At 65.5% G+C, this 15,070-nt stretch carries 16 protein-coding genes; 10 read left to right on the top strand and 6 right to left on the bottom strand.

What is annotated here, in order from left to right:
- Positions 1 to 3 precede the first annotated feature (3 nt).
- From IY145_RS16380 to IY145_RS16370, 3 genes are read left to right on the top strand one after another with little or no spacing between them, the layout of a single operon-like run.
- On the top strand, positions 4 to 627 hold the full coding sequence (locus IY145_RS16380; protein ID WP_196409189.1) for a DUF938 domain-containing protein: 624 nt from the start codon (positions 4 to 6) through the stop codon (positions 625 to 627).
- A 6-nt stretch (positions 628 to 633) separates the two neighbouring features.
- A complete protein-coding gene (locus IY145_RS16375) occupies positions 634 to 1,185 on the top strand; it encodes a Uma2 family endonuclease (protein WP_196409188.1) in 552 nt (183 codons plus the stop codon).
- Entirely contained in the window at positions 1,182 to 1,910 is a 729-nt protein-coding gene (locus IY145_RS16370; RefSeq protein WP_196409187.1) for an SDR family NAD(P)-dependent oxidoreductase, read from the top strand. Before IY145_RS16375 ends, IY145_RS16370 begins: the two co-directional genes overlap by 4 nt.
- Positions 1,911 to 1,946: 36 nt before the next feature.
- Here the strand turns inward: IY145_RS16370 and IY145_RS16365 are convergent, their stop codons facing one another.
- Positions 1,947 to 2,528 (bottom strand): DUF992 domain-containing protein, encoded by a 582-nt coding sequence (locus IY145_RS16365; RefSeq protein WP_196409186.1) that lies wholly within the window; start codon positions 2,526 to 2,528, stop codon positions 1,947 to 1,949.
- Positions 2,529 to 2,808: 280 nt separating this feature from the next.
- Between IY145_RS16365 and IY145_RS16360 the strand changes: the two genes are divergently transcribed.
- Positions 2,809 to 3,603, top strand: coding sequence for an EcsC family protein (locus IY145_RS16360; protein ID WP_210332683.1), 795 nt, complete (start codon positions 2,809 to 2,811; stop codon positions 3,601 to 3,603).
- A gap of 4 nt (positions 3,604 to 3,607) precedes the next feature.
- Here IY145_RS16360 and IY145_RS16355 read toward each other — a convergent pair whose 3' ends face one another.
- Entirely contained in the window at positions 3,608 to 4,825 is a 1,218-nt protein-coding gene (locus tag IY145_RS16355) for an alginate O-acetyltransferase AlgX-related protein (protein WP_196409184.1), read from the bottom strand.
- A gap of 3 nt (positions 4,826 to 4,828) precedes the next feature.
- On the bottom strand, positions 4,829 to 6,274 hold the full coding sequence (locus IY145_RS16350) for an MBOAT family protein (RefSeq protein ID WP_196409183.1): 1,446 nt from the start codon (positions 6,272 to 6,274) through the stop codon (positions 4,829 to 4,831).
- 347 nt (positions 6,275 to 6,621) lie between these two features.
- Here IY145_RS16350 and IY145_RS16345 point away from each other — a divergent pair, with 347 nt between their 5' ends.
- The gene (locus IY145_RS16345; RefSeq protein ID WP_196409182.1) at positions 6,622 to 8,037 is read left to right on the top strand and encodes a hypothetical protein; all 1,416 of its coding nucleotides are present in this window, start codon (positions 6,622 to 6,624) and stop codon (positions 8,035 to 8,037) included.
- A gap of 27 nt (positions 8,038 to 8,064) precedes the next feature.
- Here the strand turns inward: IY145_RS16345 and IY145_RS16340 are convergent, their stop codons facing one another.
- Positions 8,065 to 8,286 carry a DUF1192 domain-containing protein gene (locus tag IY145_RS16340; protein ID WP_196409181.1) on the bottom strand — a complete coding sequence of 74 codons (222 nt, stop codon included), beginning with the start codon at positions 8,284 to 8,286 and terminating at the stop codon, positions 8,065 to 8,067.
- A gap of 112 nt (positions 8,287 to 8,398) precedes the next feature.
- On the opposite strand from IY145_RS16340, the gene IY145_RS16335 reads away from it, so the two are divergent.
- Positions 8,399 to 8,647, top strand: coding sequence for a hypothetical protein (locus tag IY145_RS16335; protein ID WP_196409180.1), 249 nt, complete (start codon positions 8,399 to 8,401; stop codon positions 8,645 to 8,647).
- 235 nt (positions 8,648 to 8,882) lie between these two features.
- Positions 8,883 to 11,564, top strand: a complete 2,682-nt coding sequence (gene ppdK / locus IY145_RS16330; RefSeq protein ID WP_196409179.1) for a pyruvate, phosphate dikinase — start codon at positions 8,883 to 8,885, stop codon at positions 11,562 to 11,564.
- A 96-nt stretch (positions 11,565 to 11,660) separates the two neighbouring features.
- On the opposite strand, the gene IY145_RS16325 is transcribed toward ppdK, so the two are convergent.
- Positions 11,661 to 12,110: a hypothetical protein gene (locus IY145_RS16325; protein ID WP_196409178.1), complete on the bottom strand. Its 450-nt coding sequence runs from the start codon at positions 12,108 to 12,110 to the stop codon at positions 11,661 to 11,663.
- 200 nt (positions 12,111 to 12,310) lie between these two features.
- On the opposite strand from IY145_RS16325, the gene IY145_RS16320 reads away from it, so the two are divergent.
- Complete coding sequence (locus IY145_RS16320) at positions 12,311 to 12,730, top strand: secondary thiamine-phosphate synthase enzyme YjbQ (RefSeq protein ID WP_196409177.1); 420 nt, start codon at positions 12,311 to 12,313, stop codon at positions 12,728 to 12,730.
- Between the two features lie 253 nt (positions 12,731 to 12,983).
- A complete protein-coding gene (locus IY145_RS16315; protein ID WP_196409176.1) occupies positions 12,984 to 14,069 on the top strand; it encodes a cell wall hydrolase in 1,086 nt (361 codons plus the stop codon).
- A gap of 34 nt (positions 14,070 to 14,103) precedes the next feature.
- On the opposite strand, the gene IY145_RS16310 is transcribed toward IY145_RS16315, so the two are convergent.
- Positions 14,104 to 14,763 (bottom strand): TetR/AcrR family transcriptional regulator, encoded by a 660-nt coding sequence (locus IY145_RS16310; RefSeq protein WP_196409175.1) that lies wholly within the window; start codon positions 14,761 to 14,763, stop codon positions 14,104 to 14,106.
- 50 nt (positions 14,764 to 14,813) lie between these two features.
- Here IY145_RS16310 and IY145_RS16305 point away from each other — a divergent pair, with 50 nt between their 5' ends.
- Entirely contained in the window at positions 14,814 to 15,044 is a 231-nt protein-coding gene (locus IY145_RS16305; RefSeq protein WP_196409174.1) for a DUF4287 domain-containing protein, read from the top strand.
- Positions 15,045 to 15,070 lie beyond the last annotated feature (26 nt).

Here is a 15,070-nt window from a genome sequence, read left to right as displayed (position 1 = left end):
CGCATGACGCCCGCAGCCGACGACAACCGCCTCTACGCCCCTGCCGCCGAGCGCAATCGCGGCCCGATTCTCGATGTGCTGCGCGAGGAGTTGCCAGCGGAAGGGCTCGTGCTCGAGATCGCCAGCGGCACGGGCGAGCATTCCGTGCATTTCGCCACCAATCTGCCGGGCCTCGTCTTCCAGCCGACAGACCGCGACGAAAGAGCGCGGGAGAGCGTCGCCGCCTGGGTCGCGGCGATGGGCCTTCCCAATCTGCGCGCGCCGCTCGCGCTCGATGCGACGCAGACGCCCTGGCCCGTCGAAAAGGCGGACGCCATTCTCTGCGTCAACATGATCCATATCTCGCCATGGCAGTCGACGGAGAGCCTGTTCGCGACGGCGGCGGCAATGCTCCCCGATGGCGCGCCGGTGTGCCTCTACGGCCCCTATAAGCGCGGCGGCGTCCATACGGCGCCGAGCAATGAGGAATTTGACGCGAGCCTGCGCGCGAGCAATCCTGCATGGGGCGTGCGCGACATAGAGGCGGTCGTCGCCTGCGCGCAGAAGAACGGATTTTCCGAGCCGCGCATCGTCGAGATGCCGGCCAATAATCTGACCCTCGTGTTTCGCCTGCGCCGTGCTAGATAGGCGCTCATGACAGCGCCCGCCGGCAAGCTCATGACGATCCCGGAATTCCTCGCCTGGTCGGAGCGGCACGACGAAGGCCGCTACGAGCTCGCCAATGGCGAGATCGTCGCCATGCCGCGCGAGCGGCCGGAACAGGTGACCGCGAAGGGCAAGATATGGCGCGCCGTCGCCGAAGCTTTGGCGCGCGCCGGGGCGCCCTGCGAGGCCTATGTCGGCGGCCTCGGCGTCGCGGTGGATGCGCATACGGTCTATGAGCCCGACATTCTGGTGAATTGCGGCGACCCCATCGCCACGGAAGAGATGCTCGCCCCTGCCCCCATCGTCATCGTCGAGCTGCTTTGGCCGCCCTCCGACACGAATAGCGAGAGCGTGAAGCTCACGGACTATTTCCGTGTGGGAAGCCTCGCCCATTATCTCGTCGTCGATCTCGCCCGCCGCGCCGTGCTGCATTGCCGGCGCGACGCCGAGTCGATTTTCCGACGAGAGACCGTGACCGAAGGGTCGATCCGGCTCGACCCGCCGGGCTTCGACCTCGCGCTGAAGGATATTTTCGCATGACTCTGGAAGGCCGCGTCGCCCTCGTCACCGGCGCCTCGCGCGGCATAGGCCGTGCGCTCGCCGTCGCTCTCGCGCGCGAGGGCGCGCATGTCGTCGCGCTGGCGCGCGGGCAAGGCCCGCTCGAATTTCTCTATGACGAGATCGTCGGCTTCGGCGGCGAGGCGACGATCGTGCCGCTCGACGTCACCGAATTCGACAATATCGATCGGCTCGGCGCCTGCATCCACGAACGTTGGAAGAAGCTCGACATTCTCGTCGGCAACGCCGGCCTGCTCGGCCCGCTCACGCCCCTGCCCCATGTCGATCCGCCGCAATGGAGCCGTATCTTCGATGTGAATGTCACCGCCAATTGGCGGCTCATTCGCGCGATGGACGTTCTGCTGCGCGCCTCTGACGCCGGGCGGGCGGTGTTCGTCACCTCCGGCGCGGCGCATCGCATCAAGCCCTATTGGGGCCCCTACGCCGTCACCAAAGCGGCGCTGAACGCGCTCGGACGCACCTATGCGGCCGAGACGCAGAACACGAGCCGAGTGAAGGTGATGCTCGCCAATCCCGGCCCGCTGCGCACGCAGATGCGCGCCGCCGCTATGCCCGGCGAAGATCCGGAGACGCTGCGCACGCCGGAGGATTTGGCCCCCAAGCTCGTCGCTCTGTGCCAGCCGGACTGGGCCGAGACCGGCAAGCTCTACGATTTCCCCACCGACAGCGTCATCGATTTCGCGTGAGCGCCCAAGGGGCGCCCACGCCGCTCCGCCTCACCCTCAATGATGATGGTGGTGATGGTGGTGGTGATGATGCCGATGGCAGAAACGGCCGTGATGGCGGCCGTGGCGACCGACGACCGGCTCCGGCGCGTAGCGCAGGCTGAGATGGCCGACGCCGGCGGAGAGGATGAGGCCAGTATTCGCCTCGACCGAAATCGGCTGCAGCGTCACAGTGTCATTGGAGCCGCCGACCAGGACCGAGCCGCCGCCGCCGACGCCGAGCGCGAAGGAGCCATGCGCGCCGATATAGTCGCCGGCCAGCGCCCCCGGACCCGCGGCGCCGCTCGCCGCCACCACGCCCCAGGCGAGCTCGCCCGGGCCGCCGACGCCGATCACCGCGCCGACATTGGTGACGCTGCCGACATAATGGACCGGCGGCGCGCCGCTCTCATCCTCGAACAGGCAATCGACCGTCCGCTCCTCGACAACGATCGCGACCTTGTCGCCGGAGAGCTTGCACTCCAGCACGCCGGCCCGGCCATGCGCCGAGGCGGAGACCGGCGCGAGCGCCGCCAGAAGCGCCGCGACGCCGACCGGCGCCGCCGCCACGCGAAACAGAGACTTCAGATAATTGGTCATAGCTACCTCCCAGTTCCCCGCTCGCCCGCCACTCGATGGGAGGCCGCGCGGCTTTCGAAAGCCCGTCTTGTGCTTCACCTTCACATAATCGCCGCGCGCGCCGGATGAACGTGCTCCGGCGCACAGGCCCCCACTCGACAAGGCCCGCCCGCCACTCGACAAGCCCGTGCTCGCCCTTGCGGCGCGGGCCCGTTCATCCGATCTTATCGGCCGGGGCGAGGGCGATGGAAGAGGAAGAACGAGCGTGTCGCAAGCACTTCCCGTCGCGATAGAGCGGTCGATGACCGAGGCCGACCGCGCCGCTCTGCAGGCGGCGGTCGAGATATTGGAGCGCGAGAGCTTCGCAGAAAAACTCACCACGCTCGCCGGGCGGCAGATCGGCTTCGCCGGCCGCATGATTCCAACGGCGCTGCAAGAGGTCGCCGCGAGCGCGGCCCGCCGCGGCCTCGCCTCGGCGCTGCGCGTCGCCATTTCGAGCCTCGACCGCGCCGGGCCGGCGCGCGACGCGACACGCCTGCATCTGCGCCTCGCGGCGGTGAGCGGCGCTATCGGCGGCGCCATCGGTCTCGCCAGCCTGCCGATCGAGCTGCCCGTCTCCACCGTCATCATGCTGCGCTCGATCGCCGACATCGCCCACCGCGAAGGCGAAGACCTCGCCGATCCGGAGGCGACGCTCGCCTGCCTTCAGGTCTTCGCGCTCGGCGGCCATGCGGAGGAAGGCAATATTCTCGAGGGCGGCTATCTCGCCATTCGCGGCCTGCTCGCCAAATCGGTGAGCGACGCCGCGCGCTATGTGGCGGCGACCGCCGTCGCCGACGAGACGGCGCCCGTGCTCGTGCGGCTCGTCGCGCTGCTCTCGACGCGCTTCGGCGTCGTCGTGTCGCAAAAGGCGGCGGCGCAGGCCGCGCCGATCCTCGGCGCTTTCGGCGGCGCGGCCGTCAATGTCGCCTTCACGCGGCATTTCCAATCGCTGGCGCGCGGCCATTTCACCGTGCGGCGATTGGAGCGCGCCTATGGCCGCGAGATCGTCTTTGGCGAATATGCGCGAATGGCCGGACGCGCGGCTTCCGCCTGAAGCGCTATTTCGCGACCTCGGCCGGATGCAGCGCGCGCCAGAGATTTTCCACCTGGCTCAGCGTGCCGATATTGGCCTCGTTCTCCTCGAGCAAAATAGCGTCGGCCTCTTGCGCGCTGGCGCGCAGCTCGGCGAGATCGGCCGGCCGCCGCTCGCCATTGCCGGTCTCGCCGGGCTCCGTGTGATAGCGCACGAGGTCGAAATCATCATTGGCGAGACGCATGGAGAACCAATAATCGATCTGCGGCGGGCACGGCGCCTGCGCCAGCGCGACGATGATCTCGCGCACGAAGCTGCCGCCGAGCGCGAGCAGCCGCGGCGCGCGCGCGCAATGCGCCTCCGTCCCCGGCGCGCGGAGAATGGTCGCGACCGGATAATGCGGATCTGGCCATAGAAGATTGAGCAGATCGAGCAGATCGCGATCGGTCCCCTCCGCCACATCGCCGCGGCGCCAATCGAAATCGAACGCGCCGAGCCCCGCCCCTTCGCCGATGAGCCGCGTCGCCTCGCGCGTCGCCAGCGCGGCGCCGAGCAGATTCCAATGCGTGCCGCCGCGCGGGAAGAAATCTATGTCGTAGTCTTTCTTGCGCGCTTCGAGCAGAGCCGGCGCATCCACAAAGCGAAGCCCGCGCGCGTCGAGCGCCGCGCGATAGGGCCCGAGCTTGTCGACGGTTCCGCGCGCCAGCGCCGGGCATTTCGCGCCAGCGGGGAAATATTGCGGATATTGCGACGCCTTGGACGGCGAGATCAGATAGGCGAAGCCTTTTCCGCGCGCGTGAGCGGCGGCCTCGCTCTCGGCGACGCGCTGCGCCCAGCGCGCGAGCGTCGTCTCGCTCGGCGACGCGCCGCGCCGACAGAATTCGTCGATATAGAAACGCTCGAACAATTGCTCGTCGCGCCCGACGACGAGGCCGCTCGCGCCGGAAACGCCGAACAGCGAATAGAGCAGCTGATTGCGCGCGCGCACGGCGAAAGGAAACACCGGCAGCGATTGCGCGAGATTGTCGGAAAAGCTCTTCTGCGTCGCGCCGGAGAGAATTCCGTCGAGCGAAACCTGCGTCGGCGCCGGCGGCGCGACGCCGGCCAGCGGATGAGCGCTGCGCAGCCGCCATTTCGGATGATCGCGCTCGACCGCGTAATTCCATAAGCTCGCGAGAAAGAAAAACACGACGCCGCCCGCGGCGGCGAAGATCGGCAGACGATGCAGGAGCGTGCGACGCATCGATCAGAACCGGAAATAGATGAAGGGCTTGAACGGATCGGCGAGGCCCTTGCCGATGGCGCAGACAAAGAGCAGCGCCAGAGCGCTGTTGAGCGCGAAAGCGTGACGCTGCGCGAGAAGGCTCCAAAAGAGCTTGTCGCCGCAGGAGAGCTTGTCGCCGCAAGAGAGATAGAGCCGCTGCGCGAGGCAGATCGCCGCAGCGATGGCGAGCACAGTGAAATGATAGGCGGGAATAGCGATAGGCTCCGCGCCCGAGGCGAAGGGCCGCGCCATGGCGAAGAGAAACGCGCCCGTCTGCTCCATCGAAGAGGCGCGAAACACCGTCCAGCCGATCGTCACGACGAAGAAGGTGAGGAGATTGGCGAGCCAAATCGGACGGCGCTTCAGCCAATCGAGCAGGAACAAACGATCGAGCACGAGGAAGAGGCCGTTATAGGCGCCCCAGGCGACATAGGTCCAAGCGGCGCCGTGCCACAGGCCCGAGGCGAGGAAGCACAGCCAGAGATTGACCTGCATGCGCAATTCGCCGCGGCGATTGCCGCCGAGCGGAATGTAGAGATAGTCGCGAATCCAGGAGGTGAGCGACATGTGCCAGCGGCGCCAGAATTCGGTGACGCTCGCCGCCACATAGGGCATGTCGAAATTCTCCTGCAGGCGAAAGCCGAACATGCGCGCGAGGCCGATCGCCATGTCGGAATAGCCGGAGAAATCGAAATAGATCTGGAAGGTGAAGAACAGCACGCCCGCCCATGCGTCGAGGAAGCCGATATGCGCGGCGTCTTGCGAGAAGACGAGATCGGCGCCGCCGGCGAGCGTGTCGGCGAGCAGCAGCTTCTTGCCGACGCCGAGCATGAAGCGCGAGAAGCCTAGCGCGAAATCCTCGCTCGTCGCATGGCGGAAACGCGCCAATTGCTCGGCGATGTCGTGATATTTCACGATCGGCCCGGCGAGCAGCTTGGGGAAGAAGAACACATAGAAGGCGTAGAGCGAGAGGCTCTGCGCCGGCTTGGTCACGCCGCGATGCACGTCGACGAGAAAGGTGATCTTCTCGAAGACGATGAAGGAGACGCCGATCGGCAGAGCGATCGAGGCGATGGCCAGCCCCGGCATGGTCAGCGCGCGCAGGACGACATCGAGATTGGCGACGAGAAAGCCCGCATATTTGAAATAGACGAGCAGGCCGAGATTGGCCGCGACGCCGAGCGCGAGCCAGAGCTTGCGCGCTTTATCATCCGGCGGAAGCGCGTCGATGCGGCGCGCGATGAAGACGTCGGCGAAAGCGGAGGCGAGCACGACGAAGACGAAGAGCGGCTCGCTCCAGGCGTAGAAGAGAAGGCTCGCCGCGAGCAAGACTCCGAGACGCGCGCCGCGATTGCCGCCAATGAGCAGATAGAGGCCATAGACCGCGGGGGCGAACAGGAACAGGAACAGCGGTTCGTAAAAGAGCATTCCGGCGTCCGCGGCCCTTTCCCTCGAAGAGGCCTGCGTCTTAGCAGAGCGGCCGAGCGCGGGCAAGAAAGCCCCTCGCGGGCTCTCAGGGCCCCGAATTCGGGTTAACGAGCAGACATGTTTCCAGCGTCATGGCCGCGCTTGTCGAGGACGAGCGCGGCCATGACGCGGCTGTATAGGAGTTGTTAACCTGGATGCGGAGCCTTGCGCAGGCTCGAACGCCGCTGGACGCGTCGCCGCTCTCGCAATATCATGCATTCGCATCTCTCGTTTTTTTTCGTGCATCGCTTTTCGAGAGCGTCGCGCCGCGACCATCCGCGAAGGGCGACCGATCAGGATATTCTAAAATGAAACGCTCAGCTCTCGTTCTCGTCGTCGCGCCGCTCCTCTGCACATCGGCCATCGCCAAAGAACCGGAATATGAAACCGCGCCCGCCGCCGTGGCCGGCGCTTGTCCGCCGCCCGGCTGGCAGGAGAATTTGGGCAATTTTCAAAAGCCGAACGCCGCTTTCCCGACGCAGGACACGGCCTCGGTCCCGACGCCCGACTGCAATTTCCACGAATGGTCCTTCGAGGCCTACGTCTGGGCGACAGCGTTGGACGCGAATGGAACGCCGCGCTTCCTGACGCTGCCGACGCCCGACGATCTGCTCTCGACCAATGCGAAAGCCGCCGAGATCGGTCCGCGCACGCTGAAGCTCGCGGCGCGCTCGCTGATGCCGCATGGCACGGCCGGCTATACGGAGGGCGCCGGCGCCATCGTCGAGGCCGACGGTAATGTGCTCGTCGGACCCAATGGCTATCCCATTCTGGCGTCGGTTCACATGAACCAATCCTATTTTGCGACCGCCAAGAAGAATCTGATCGTCACCAATGGCTATGCGACGCAGCCGCAGAATTCCTCCTTCGAGACCGGCGCCGCCGTGTTCAAGGCGACATGGCTGCGGCTCGCGCCGGGCCAGAAGCCGCCGGCCGGCGCCTATGTGACGGAAGCCGAGGTTCCGGTGCTGACCGTGCTGCGCACCAAGACGTCGATCGCCATTCTGCCGGTCGCCGGACAATTCGTGAAGGCGCAGGTCGCGCTGGTCGGCCTGCATGTCGTCGGCAGCACTGTGAACCACCCCGAATTCCTCTGGGCGACCTTCGAGCACAAGCTCAATGCGCCCGCCGTCGCCGACAACACATTCGCGCCCTCGCCGACAGCGAAGAATCCGAATGCTTTCACTTTCTATGCGGCGAACACGCCCTTTTCGACGGTGAATAGCGCCAATGTTCCGCCGGCTCTGACCTTCGACCTCCGCAGCCAGCGCTTCGCGCCGGTCAATAATGTCGTGCTGGAGAATCGCACCGGCGGCGAGAACCAGACGGGGGGACAGGCCAATGTGCTGTCGGTCAACGCCTCCGGCCAGACTTTCCTCGCCGGCGAGCCGAACCCGCAGTCGATCTTCGCCAATTACAATCTCGGCGGCACGGTCTGGATGGCGCCGAACAGCTATAATCTGAACAGCGATCAAACCAATGCGGTGGGCTCGGTCAATCTCGCCAATACGACGGCGGAGACCTTCTTCCAGCAGGCGCGCAATCAGCCGATGTCGAATGTGCAGAATTGTTTCACCTGCCACAATCCGACGTCCTACTCCTTCCAGCAGAGCCCGCCTCCGCTGGCGAACCGCCTCATCGCGCTCAGCCATGTGCTGGCCTATGGCTCGCCCTACGCCGTGCCGAACCTCATCACCGGCCGCGTGACGTCGAACTTGCGCTGAGGTTTCGGGCGCGCGGCGGCGCCCTGCTCACTTCTTGAAAAAAGCATCGGCGGCGGCGAGCGAGGCCGCCTTGGCGGCGCGCGCCGTCTCCAACCGCTCGATCTCGGCGCGCAGCAGCGCGATGCGGGCGTCGAATTCGGCGACGGAGAGCGCGTCGAGCGGCTGGCCGAGCTGATGGGAGACAGCCTCATGGAAGACCGCCTTGCCGCTCCCCGGTCCGGCGCGCGGACGGTCTTCTTCGTCGGTCATCTCGGGCCCTTCATCCGCTCTGTTCACACACGCTTAAGGCGCGAGCGCAAATATCATATATGCGGCCCTGCGATACGCAAACTCGACAGATCATGGATGCGAGAGATCCTGGATGAATGACATCTTTCGTCTCGACCTCTCGGATCAGGATTGCGAGTTCATCAAAGACACGCTCGACGGCTTTTGCGAGGGCGCATCGAAATATCGCAGAAAACTCGTCGAAATTCGCGGTCGACGCGCGATGATCGACAGACTCGCTTCGCAGCCCCAGGAAGGGCGACCATACGAATCTGTCACGATCGTCGTCACGGATACGGCTTTCGACGACACGCTGGAGGTCGTCCTCGCCCCAATTTGCTGAACTACGTTCACGCACGAGGAGCGGGATGAGACGAAACCTCGAACCGTTCACGGAATATTCGTCTCGGCCGACCTATTTTGTGACACAAGGGGACCATTCGCCGGCCGGTCCTGGCGCCGCCCGTTGCGACCGTGGGCTCGAATGTGCGAAACTCGTCGCTCGCGTCGCTGAGAAACGTTCGGCCGGTCCGGTTCTTGTATGTTGCGCCGCAGCGAGGCGCCCGGAAAACGATGCTATGACCAAATGGGTCTATAATTTCGGCGGCGGCGCGGCCGAAGGCGCGGCCGTGATGAAGAACCTGCTCGGCGGCAAGGGAGCCAATCTCGCCGAAATGGCCGGGCTCGGCTTGCCGGTCCCCCCAGGCTTCACCATAACCACCGAGGTCTGCGCGCATTTCTACGCGAATGGCAAGACCTATCCGGCCGAGCTCGGGCCGCAGATCGACGCCGCGCTGGAGCGCCTCGGCAAGCTCGCCGGCCACAGCTTCGGCGAGGCGAAATGGCCGCTGCTCGTCTCCGTGCGCTCCGGCGCCCGCGCCTCCATGCCCGGCATGATGGACACGGTGCTGAACCTCGGCCTCAACGACGACACTGTCGGAGCGCTGGCGGCGATCGCCCGCAACGAGCGCTTCGCCTATGATTCCTATCGTCGTTTCATCGAGATGTACTCCACTGTGGTGCTCGGCCTCGAGCATCATGAATTCGAGGACGCGCTGGAGCATTACAAGGCCGAGAAGAGCCTCGTCCTCGACACGGACCTCTCGGCCGCCGATTGGCGCAATATCGTCGGCGCATTCAAGACGATTGTCGAGAAAGCGACTTCCCGCCCCTTTCCGCAGGAGCCGCGCGAGCAATTATGGGGCGCGATCAGCGCAGTGTTCTCGTCCTGGATGAATCATCGGGCGCTCATCTACCGGCAGCTGCACAATATTCCCGAGGATTGGGGCACGGCCGTCAATGTGCAGGCCATGGTCTTCGGCAATATGGACGATAATTCCGCGACCGGGGTCGCCTTCACCCGCAATCCTTCGACGGGCCTGCGCGAGCTCTATGGCGAGTTTCTGATCAACGCCCAGGGCGAGGATGTCGTCGCCGGCATTCGCACGCCGCAGTCGATCACCGAGGCCGCGCGCCGCGCCGGCGGCTCCAGCCGCCCCTCGATGGAGGCGGCGCTGCCGGATGTGTTCGAGGAGTTCCGCCACGTCTCCGATCTGCTGGAGAGGCATTATCGCGACATGCAGGACATGGAGTTCACCGTCGAGCGCGGCAAGCTCTGGATGCTGCAGACGCGAACCGGCAAACGCACCGCGCCCGCCGCGCTGAAAATCGCCGTGGATATGGCCAATGAGGGGCTGATCACGCGCGACGAGGCCATTTTGCGCATCGATCCGCTGTCGCTCGACCAATTGCTGCATCCGACCATCGACCCGGACGCGAAGCCGACGATACTGGCGACGGGCCTCCCCGCCTCGCCCGGCGCCGCGGTCGGCGAGATCGTCTTCGACGCCGAGGAGGCGGAGGCGCTTTCCGCCGCGGGCCGCAAAATCATTCTGGTGCGCGTCGAGACGAGCCCGGAGGACATAGGCGGCATGCATGTCGCCGAGGGCATATTGACGACGCGCGGCGGCATGACCTCTCACGCCGCCGTGGTGGCGCGCGGCATGGGCAAGCCCTGCGTCTCGGGCGTCGGCGCGATCCGCGTGAGTTATGAGGACCAGAGCTTTTCGGTCGCCGGGCGGCGCTTCGCAAAGGGCGATCTCATCACCATCGACGGCTCCGCCGGCCGCGTCATCGCCGGCGCGGTGAAGATGCGCCAGCCCGAGCTCACCGGCGAATTCGCCGTGCTGATGGAATGGGCCGACAAGGCTCGCCGCATGCGCGTGCGCGCCAACGCCGAGACGCCCGCCGACGCCCGCGCCGCCCGCCGCTTCGGCGCCGAGGGCGTCGGCCTCGCCCGCACCGAGCATATGTTCTTCGAGGACGACCGCATCATCGCCGTGCGCGAGATGATCCTCGCCGACGATGTCGAGGGCCGCCGCGCGGCGCTGGCCAAGCTGCTGCCGATCCAGCGCGGCGATTTCCAGGAGCTGTTCGAGATCATGGCCGGCCTGCCGGTCACGATCCGCCTGCTGGACCCGCCGCTGCACGAATTCCTGCCGCATAGCGAGTCGGAGATCGCCGAGGTGGCGCAGGCCATGGGCGCCGACCCTGCCAAATTACGCCAGCGCGCCAAGGAGCTCTCCGAGTTCAATCCCATGCTCGGCTTCCGCGGCGTGCGCCTCGCCGTCGCCTTCCCCGAGATCGCCGAGATGCAGGCGCGCGCGATTTTCGAGGCGGCCATCGCCTCGACGATCGAGACCGGCGTCGCGGCTCTGATCGAGATCATGGTGCCGCTCGTCTTCGCCAAGGCCGAGCTCGATTTCGTCGCCGAGCGCATCAGGGCGACGGCGAAGGCGGTCGAGGCGGAGACCGGCCTTTCGCCCAAATATCACATCGGCACGATGATCGAGCTGCCGCGCGCCTGCCTGCGCGCCGCCGAGATCGCCGAGACGGCGGAGTTCTTCTCCTTCGGCACCAATGATCTGACGCAGACGGCGCTCGGCGTCTCGCGCGACGACGCCGGCTCCTTCCTCGGCGCCTATGCGCAAAAGGGCATATTGCCGGCCGACCCTTTCGTGACCATCGATCAGCAGGGCGTCGGCGAGCTGGTGCGTATCGCGGCCGAGCGCGCCCGCGCCACGCGCCCCTCGATCAAGCTCGGCATTTGCGGCGAGCATGGCGGCGATCCTGTGTCGATCGCCTTCTTCGAGAGCGTCGGTCTCGATTACGTGTCCTGCTCGCCCTATCGCGTGCCGATCGCGCGGCTCGCCGCCGCGCAGGCGGCGCTGGGCAAGGAGGCCGCAGCCGGCACGGCATGAGCCGCGCCGGGGGAGCGCCGCGCAGAGTTTTTACGACGTCAAGGGTGCGGCCTCTCGGCGAAGCGTCTACGTCGCCACGAGCATTTGCAGGGCCGGTCAAGGCCGAGGGACTGAAGAGCCTGCGGCCCAAGATCGTGAAGTGCGACGGGCTTCGACAACCGCGAGGCGCTTTTCCACCCCCTGGATCGCCTTGACGACGCCGCCGAGCGTCGACGCATAGTCGGGAGGCCGGTTTTCGCGGATAGAAATTATGTCGATCGCTCGGCGTAGCGCCGACACTTCCATCCGCAGCTTCTCGAACGCAGCGGCGTCGATTGCAGCGGGACCGCGCACGACGTTGCGTTCGTTGCCGACCGAGCCGGTCACCTCCTCCTTAGCGAGAGCTTTGGCTGCGATTTCCGCAGGAGGCTGCCAAACGAGAGGTTCTGAGCTCTGCGCCGGCCCGACCGCGACGGGTCTTTGAGATTGCGGCGCGCCGACCCCTTGTTGCAACCCGAGGACGCCCCAAACGGCCACAAGGCCAAGCGTGGTGAAGAATCGCCACATAGGTTCCTCCTTCGAATGTAAACAATGTAAAAACTCAATGAACACAGGCTGGCGCGCGTTGCTTAACGGTCTCCTAACAATTTGGCGATCCAGTCGCCGCTTCCGACATTTCACAGAACGAATACAGAACAACCAGCTTCGCCCATGTTCCGCCCTCGCGCACGCTGGACTCCTCGGCCCTTCGCCCGCACATTTCCTTCATGCGACAGGCGATCCATCACTTCCATGTCGAAACCCGCGGCAAGGGCTTTTACGACGTCACCCGCGTCGTCTCCGCCTGGGCGCGCGGCGAGGGGCTGACGACCGGCCTGCTCACCCTCTTCTGCCGGCACACATCTGCCTCGCTGGTCATTCAGGAGAACGCCGATCCGGCCGTGCTGCGCGATCTCGAGCGCGCCTTCTCCGGTCTCGCACCCGAGGGCGAGGGCCTCTATGAGCACGATACGGAAGGCGCCGACGACATGCCCGCCCATATCCGCACGGCGCTGACGCAGACTCAGCTCTCCATTCCGCTGTCGCGCGGCGTTCTGGTTCTGGGAACGTGGCAGGCGATCTATCTCTGCGAGCATCGCCGCGGCGCGCAGTCGCGCGAGCTCGTCGCGCATCTCCTCGGCGACTAGAGCGCCATCCGATCCATCGGATCGGATGGCGCTCTCGCTTTCTTTCGTTGGAGCGCATTCTGTTCGATCGAACGATTCCGTTCGATCGGAAAGCGCTCGCGCGCGCGAGGCTGATCCAAACCGGGACGCGCCAGGAGCGCCGCCTTAACAGACCCGCAAGCCTAATGCGCGATAAGTTTTCCCCGTAAGCTTTTCTGCGTTCGCATGTGGCGTTTCGGCCACGCTCGAGCGAGTCGAGACGGGGCGTCAGCGTATGGGTCGTCGGTCGGGAGTGAGCTGGGCCATGGGCGTCATCGCGCCTTGGTGGCTGGGCACTGGCCTGTTGGTGTCCTTCACCGCGGCGGCCGGGCAGGATCCCGCCCAGGGTTGGAACATTGCGCCGCATCTCGCGCGCATGCAGACGGCGCGCCTCGCCGTCGGCTCGCAAGAGGATGTTCACGCGCAGCCGGACGAGCGCGAGCCACATGCCGCGCTGAAGCCCCAAGCCGAGACGTTTCCGCAGGTCGATCGCACCAAAAAGGGCGATCCGGTCATCGCCATTCGGCCCTCATTCGACTCGCGGCGCAACGACTCCGAAACAGTGGAGGTCTCGCTCGGCTCCGATGGAGAGACGACGACGATCTCCCTCGCCGGCCCGGAGGCCGCCGATCTCCCCGCCGATTCCGGCGGCGCGCCGACGACGCAGCGCGGCAATGGCCAGGCTTCTCCCACGCAGCGCGGCTCGGCGACGACGCAGCGCATCTTCGAGGCGATGCGCGAGCGCGCCGCCCATGGCGCCACCCCGCAGGTCGCGCGCGCCGCGGCGCTGGCCTCCTCGACGCCGGCGCAGCCCGACGCAGTGCCGATCGCCGTCGCCTCTTTCGCGCCCTCGCGCGTTTTGCAGGACACGAAGACGCCGCCGAATTACGCCTCGCTCATCGATCCGGACAAGCTCGCGCGCGAGAAGCGCTGCCTCGCCGAGGCGGTCTATTTCGAATCGCGCAGCGAGCCGGAGGCGGGTCAGGCCGCGGTGGCGCAAGTGGTGCTGAACCGCGTGTCCTCGGGCCTCTATCCGACCAGCGTCTGCGGCGTCGTCTATCAGAACCGCAGCCATTACAAGGCCTGCCAATTCTCCTTCGCCTGCGAGGGCCGCAAGCTGCGCGTCACCGAGCCCGATTCCTGGGCCACCGCCCAGCGCGTCGCCGACGAGGTGATGAACGGCCACACCTATATTTCCGATGTCGGCCGCTCGACGCATTACCATGCGAATTATGTGAAACCGCGTTGGGCCAAGCAGTTGAAGAAGATGGATAAGATCGGCAATCATATCTTCTATCGGCTGCGGCCGGGGCAGACGTGAGTCGAAGCGCAGAGCTCGACGGCGGTCGCCCAATTCAGTCCAGCGAGGACGCCCATTCTCGTCCCGCCTCGTCATTCACCAGGGCGCGCACCAATATTTCGGACAGCCATTGCTGATACCGATCCGGCGTCCAGCCTCCCTCATGCACGAGCATGCGATAGATGTCGCGACTGGTGTACATCCAGAGAATGCGCCGAGCCTCGTCCAATCGGAGTCCCTCCCGCTGCTTCGCTTTCGCGAAGAGGTGAGCGACGCGCTGTTCCTGCATCTCGAATCGGGTGGTCTCGAATTCCTGCTCCATGTTGCGAAGCGCGGGTGAGAAGGCCGAAGCGCCGCGAATGAGACCGAGCTCGGCGCTCTCGCTCTCGTAAATGGCGCGCGCGACATGCGCTGTCAGAGCGATTGCTCCAACGGGATCGGTCACGCCTTCGAGCTTCGCGAGCGCGTCCTGAAATTTCTGCCCGAAAAGGGACGCGCGCATCAGGGCGCGAAGAATGCCCTCTTTGGATTTGAACAGCGCATAAACGGTCGCGGCGGCGACACCCGCCGTTTCGGCGATCCGGGCGATCGTCACTCCATCGATGCCCTGATTCGTGAACAGCTCTTTCGCGGCGTCGAGAATGCGGGTCTTCGTCGCCTCCGCAGACCGGCTCCGAAGCGCGGATGCATATCGCCGCTTGCCACTCGCCGGCATTTTAGATATATCTCACTATATTCAATATGCATGACTCCGAGAGATTGTCCATGAGTTTCCAAGCCTATCTCGACAACATCGAAGCGAAGACGGGCAAGGACGCCGACGACTTCAGGAAGCTCGCCGACGAGAAGGGCTTCACGCGACGAGGAACGCTCGAGAAAGGCGTCAAGGCCGGCGACGTCGTCAAGTGGCTCAAAGAGGATTTCGGGCTCGGTCACGGCCACGCCATGGCCATTTACGCCCTTCTAAAGGGCAAAAAACCATCTCTGCCGGAATAGCGACGCATCGGCGATCAGGAAGGCGC

The sequence above is a fragment of the Methylosinus sp. H3A genome, from assembly GCF_015709455.1.
Lineage (GTDB): Bacteria > Pseudomonadota > Alphaproteobacteria > Rhizobiales > Beijerinckiaceae > Methylosinus.
This window is presented reverse-complemented; position numbering and strand designations above follow the sequence as displayed.

Excerpts from the sequence above, each read along its gene's own strand:
- IY145_RS16325 (WP_196409178.1), bottom strand. The coding sequence starts at position 12,110 with ATGTGGCGATTCTTCACCACGCTTGGCCTTGTGGCCGTTTGGGGCGTC.
- IY145_RS16310 (WP_196409175.1), bottom strand. The coding sequence starts at position 14,763 with ATGCCGGCGAGTGGCAAGCGGCGATATGCATCCGCGCTTCGGAGCCGG.
- IY145_RS16315 (WP_196409176.1), top strand. The coding sequence starts at position 12,984 with ATGGGTCGTCGGTCGGGAGTGAGCTGGGCCATGGGCGTCATCGCGCCT.
- IY145_RS16350 (WP_196409183.1), bottom strand. The coding sequence starts at position 6,274 with ATGCTCTTTTACGAACCGCTGTTCCTGTTCCTGTTCGCCCCCGCGGTC.
- IY145_RS16305 (WP_196409174.1), top strand. The coding sequence starts at position 14,814 with ATGAGTTTCCAAGCCTATCTCGACAACATCGAAGCGAAGACGGGCAAG.
- IY145_RS16380 (WP_196409189.1), top strand. The coding sequence starts at position 4 with ATGACGCCCGCAGCCGACGACAACCGCCTCTACGCCCCTGCCGCCGAG.
- IY145_RS16375 (WP_196409188.1), top strand. The coding sequence starts at position 634 with ATGACAGCGCCCGCCGGCAAGCTCATGACGATCCCGGAATTCCTCGCC.
- IY145_RS16335 (WP_196409180.1), top strand. The coding sequence starts at position 8,399 with ATGAATGACATCTTTCGTCTCGACCTCTCGGATCAGGATTGCGAGTTC.
- IY145_RS16365 (WP_196409186.1), bottom strand. The coding sequence starts at position 2,528 with ATGACCAATTATCTGAAGTCTCTGTTTCGCGTGGCGGCGGCGCCGGTC.
- IY145_RS16370 (WP_196409187.1), top strand. The coding sequence starts at position 1,182 with ATGACTCTGGAAGGCCGCGTCGCCCTCGTCACCGGCGCCTCGCGCGGC.
- ppdK (WP_196409179.1), top strand. The coding sequence starts at position 8,883 with ATGACCAAATGGGTCTATAATTTCGGCGGCGGCGCGGCCGAAGGCGCG.
- IY145_RS16355 (WP_196409184.1), bottom strand. The coding sequence starts at position 4,825 with ATGCGTCGCACGCTCCTGCATCGTCTGCCGATCTTCGCCGCCGCGGGC.
- IY145_RS16360 (WP_210332683.1), top strand. The coding sequence starts at position 2,809 with ATGACCGAGGCCGACCGCGCCGCTCTGCAGGCGGCGGTCGAGATATTG.
- IY145_RS16340 (WP_196409181.1), bottom strand. The coding sequence starts at position 8,286 with ATGACCGACGAAGAAGACCGTCCGCGCGCCGGACCGGGGAGCGGCAAG.
- IY145_RS16345 (WP_196409182.1), top strand. The coding sequence starts at position 6,622 with ATGAAACGCTCAGCTCTCGTTCTCGTCGTCGCGCCGCTCCTCTGCACA.
- IY145_RS16320 (WP_196409177.1), top strand. The coding sequence starts at position 12,311 with ATGCGACAGGCGATCCATCACTTCCATGTCGAAACCCGCGGCAAGGGC.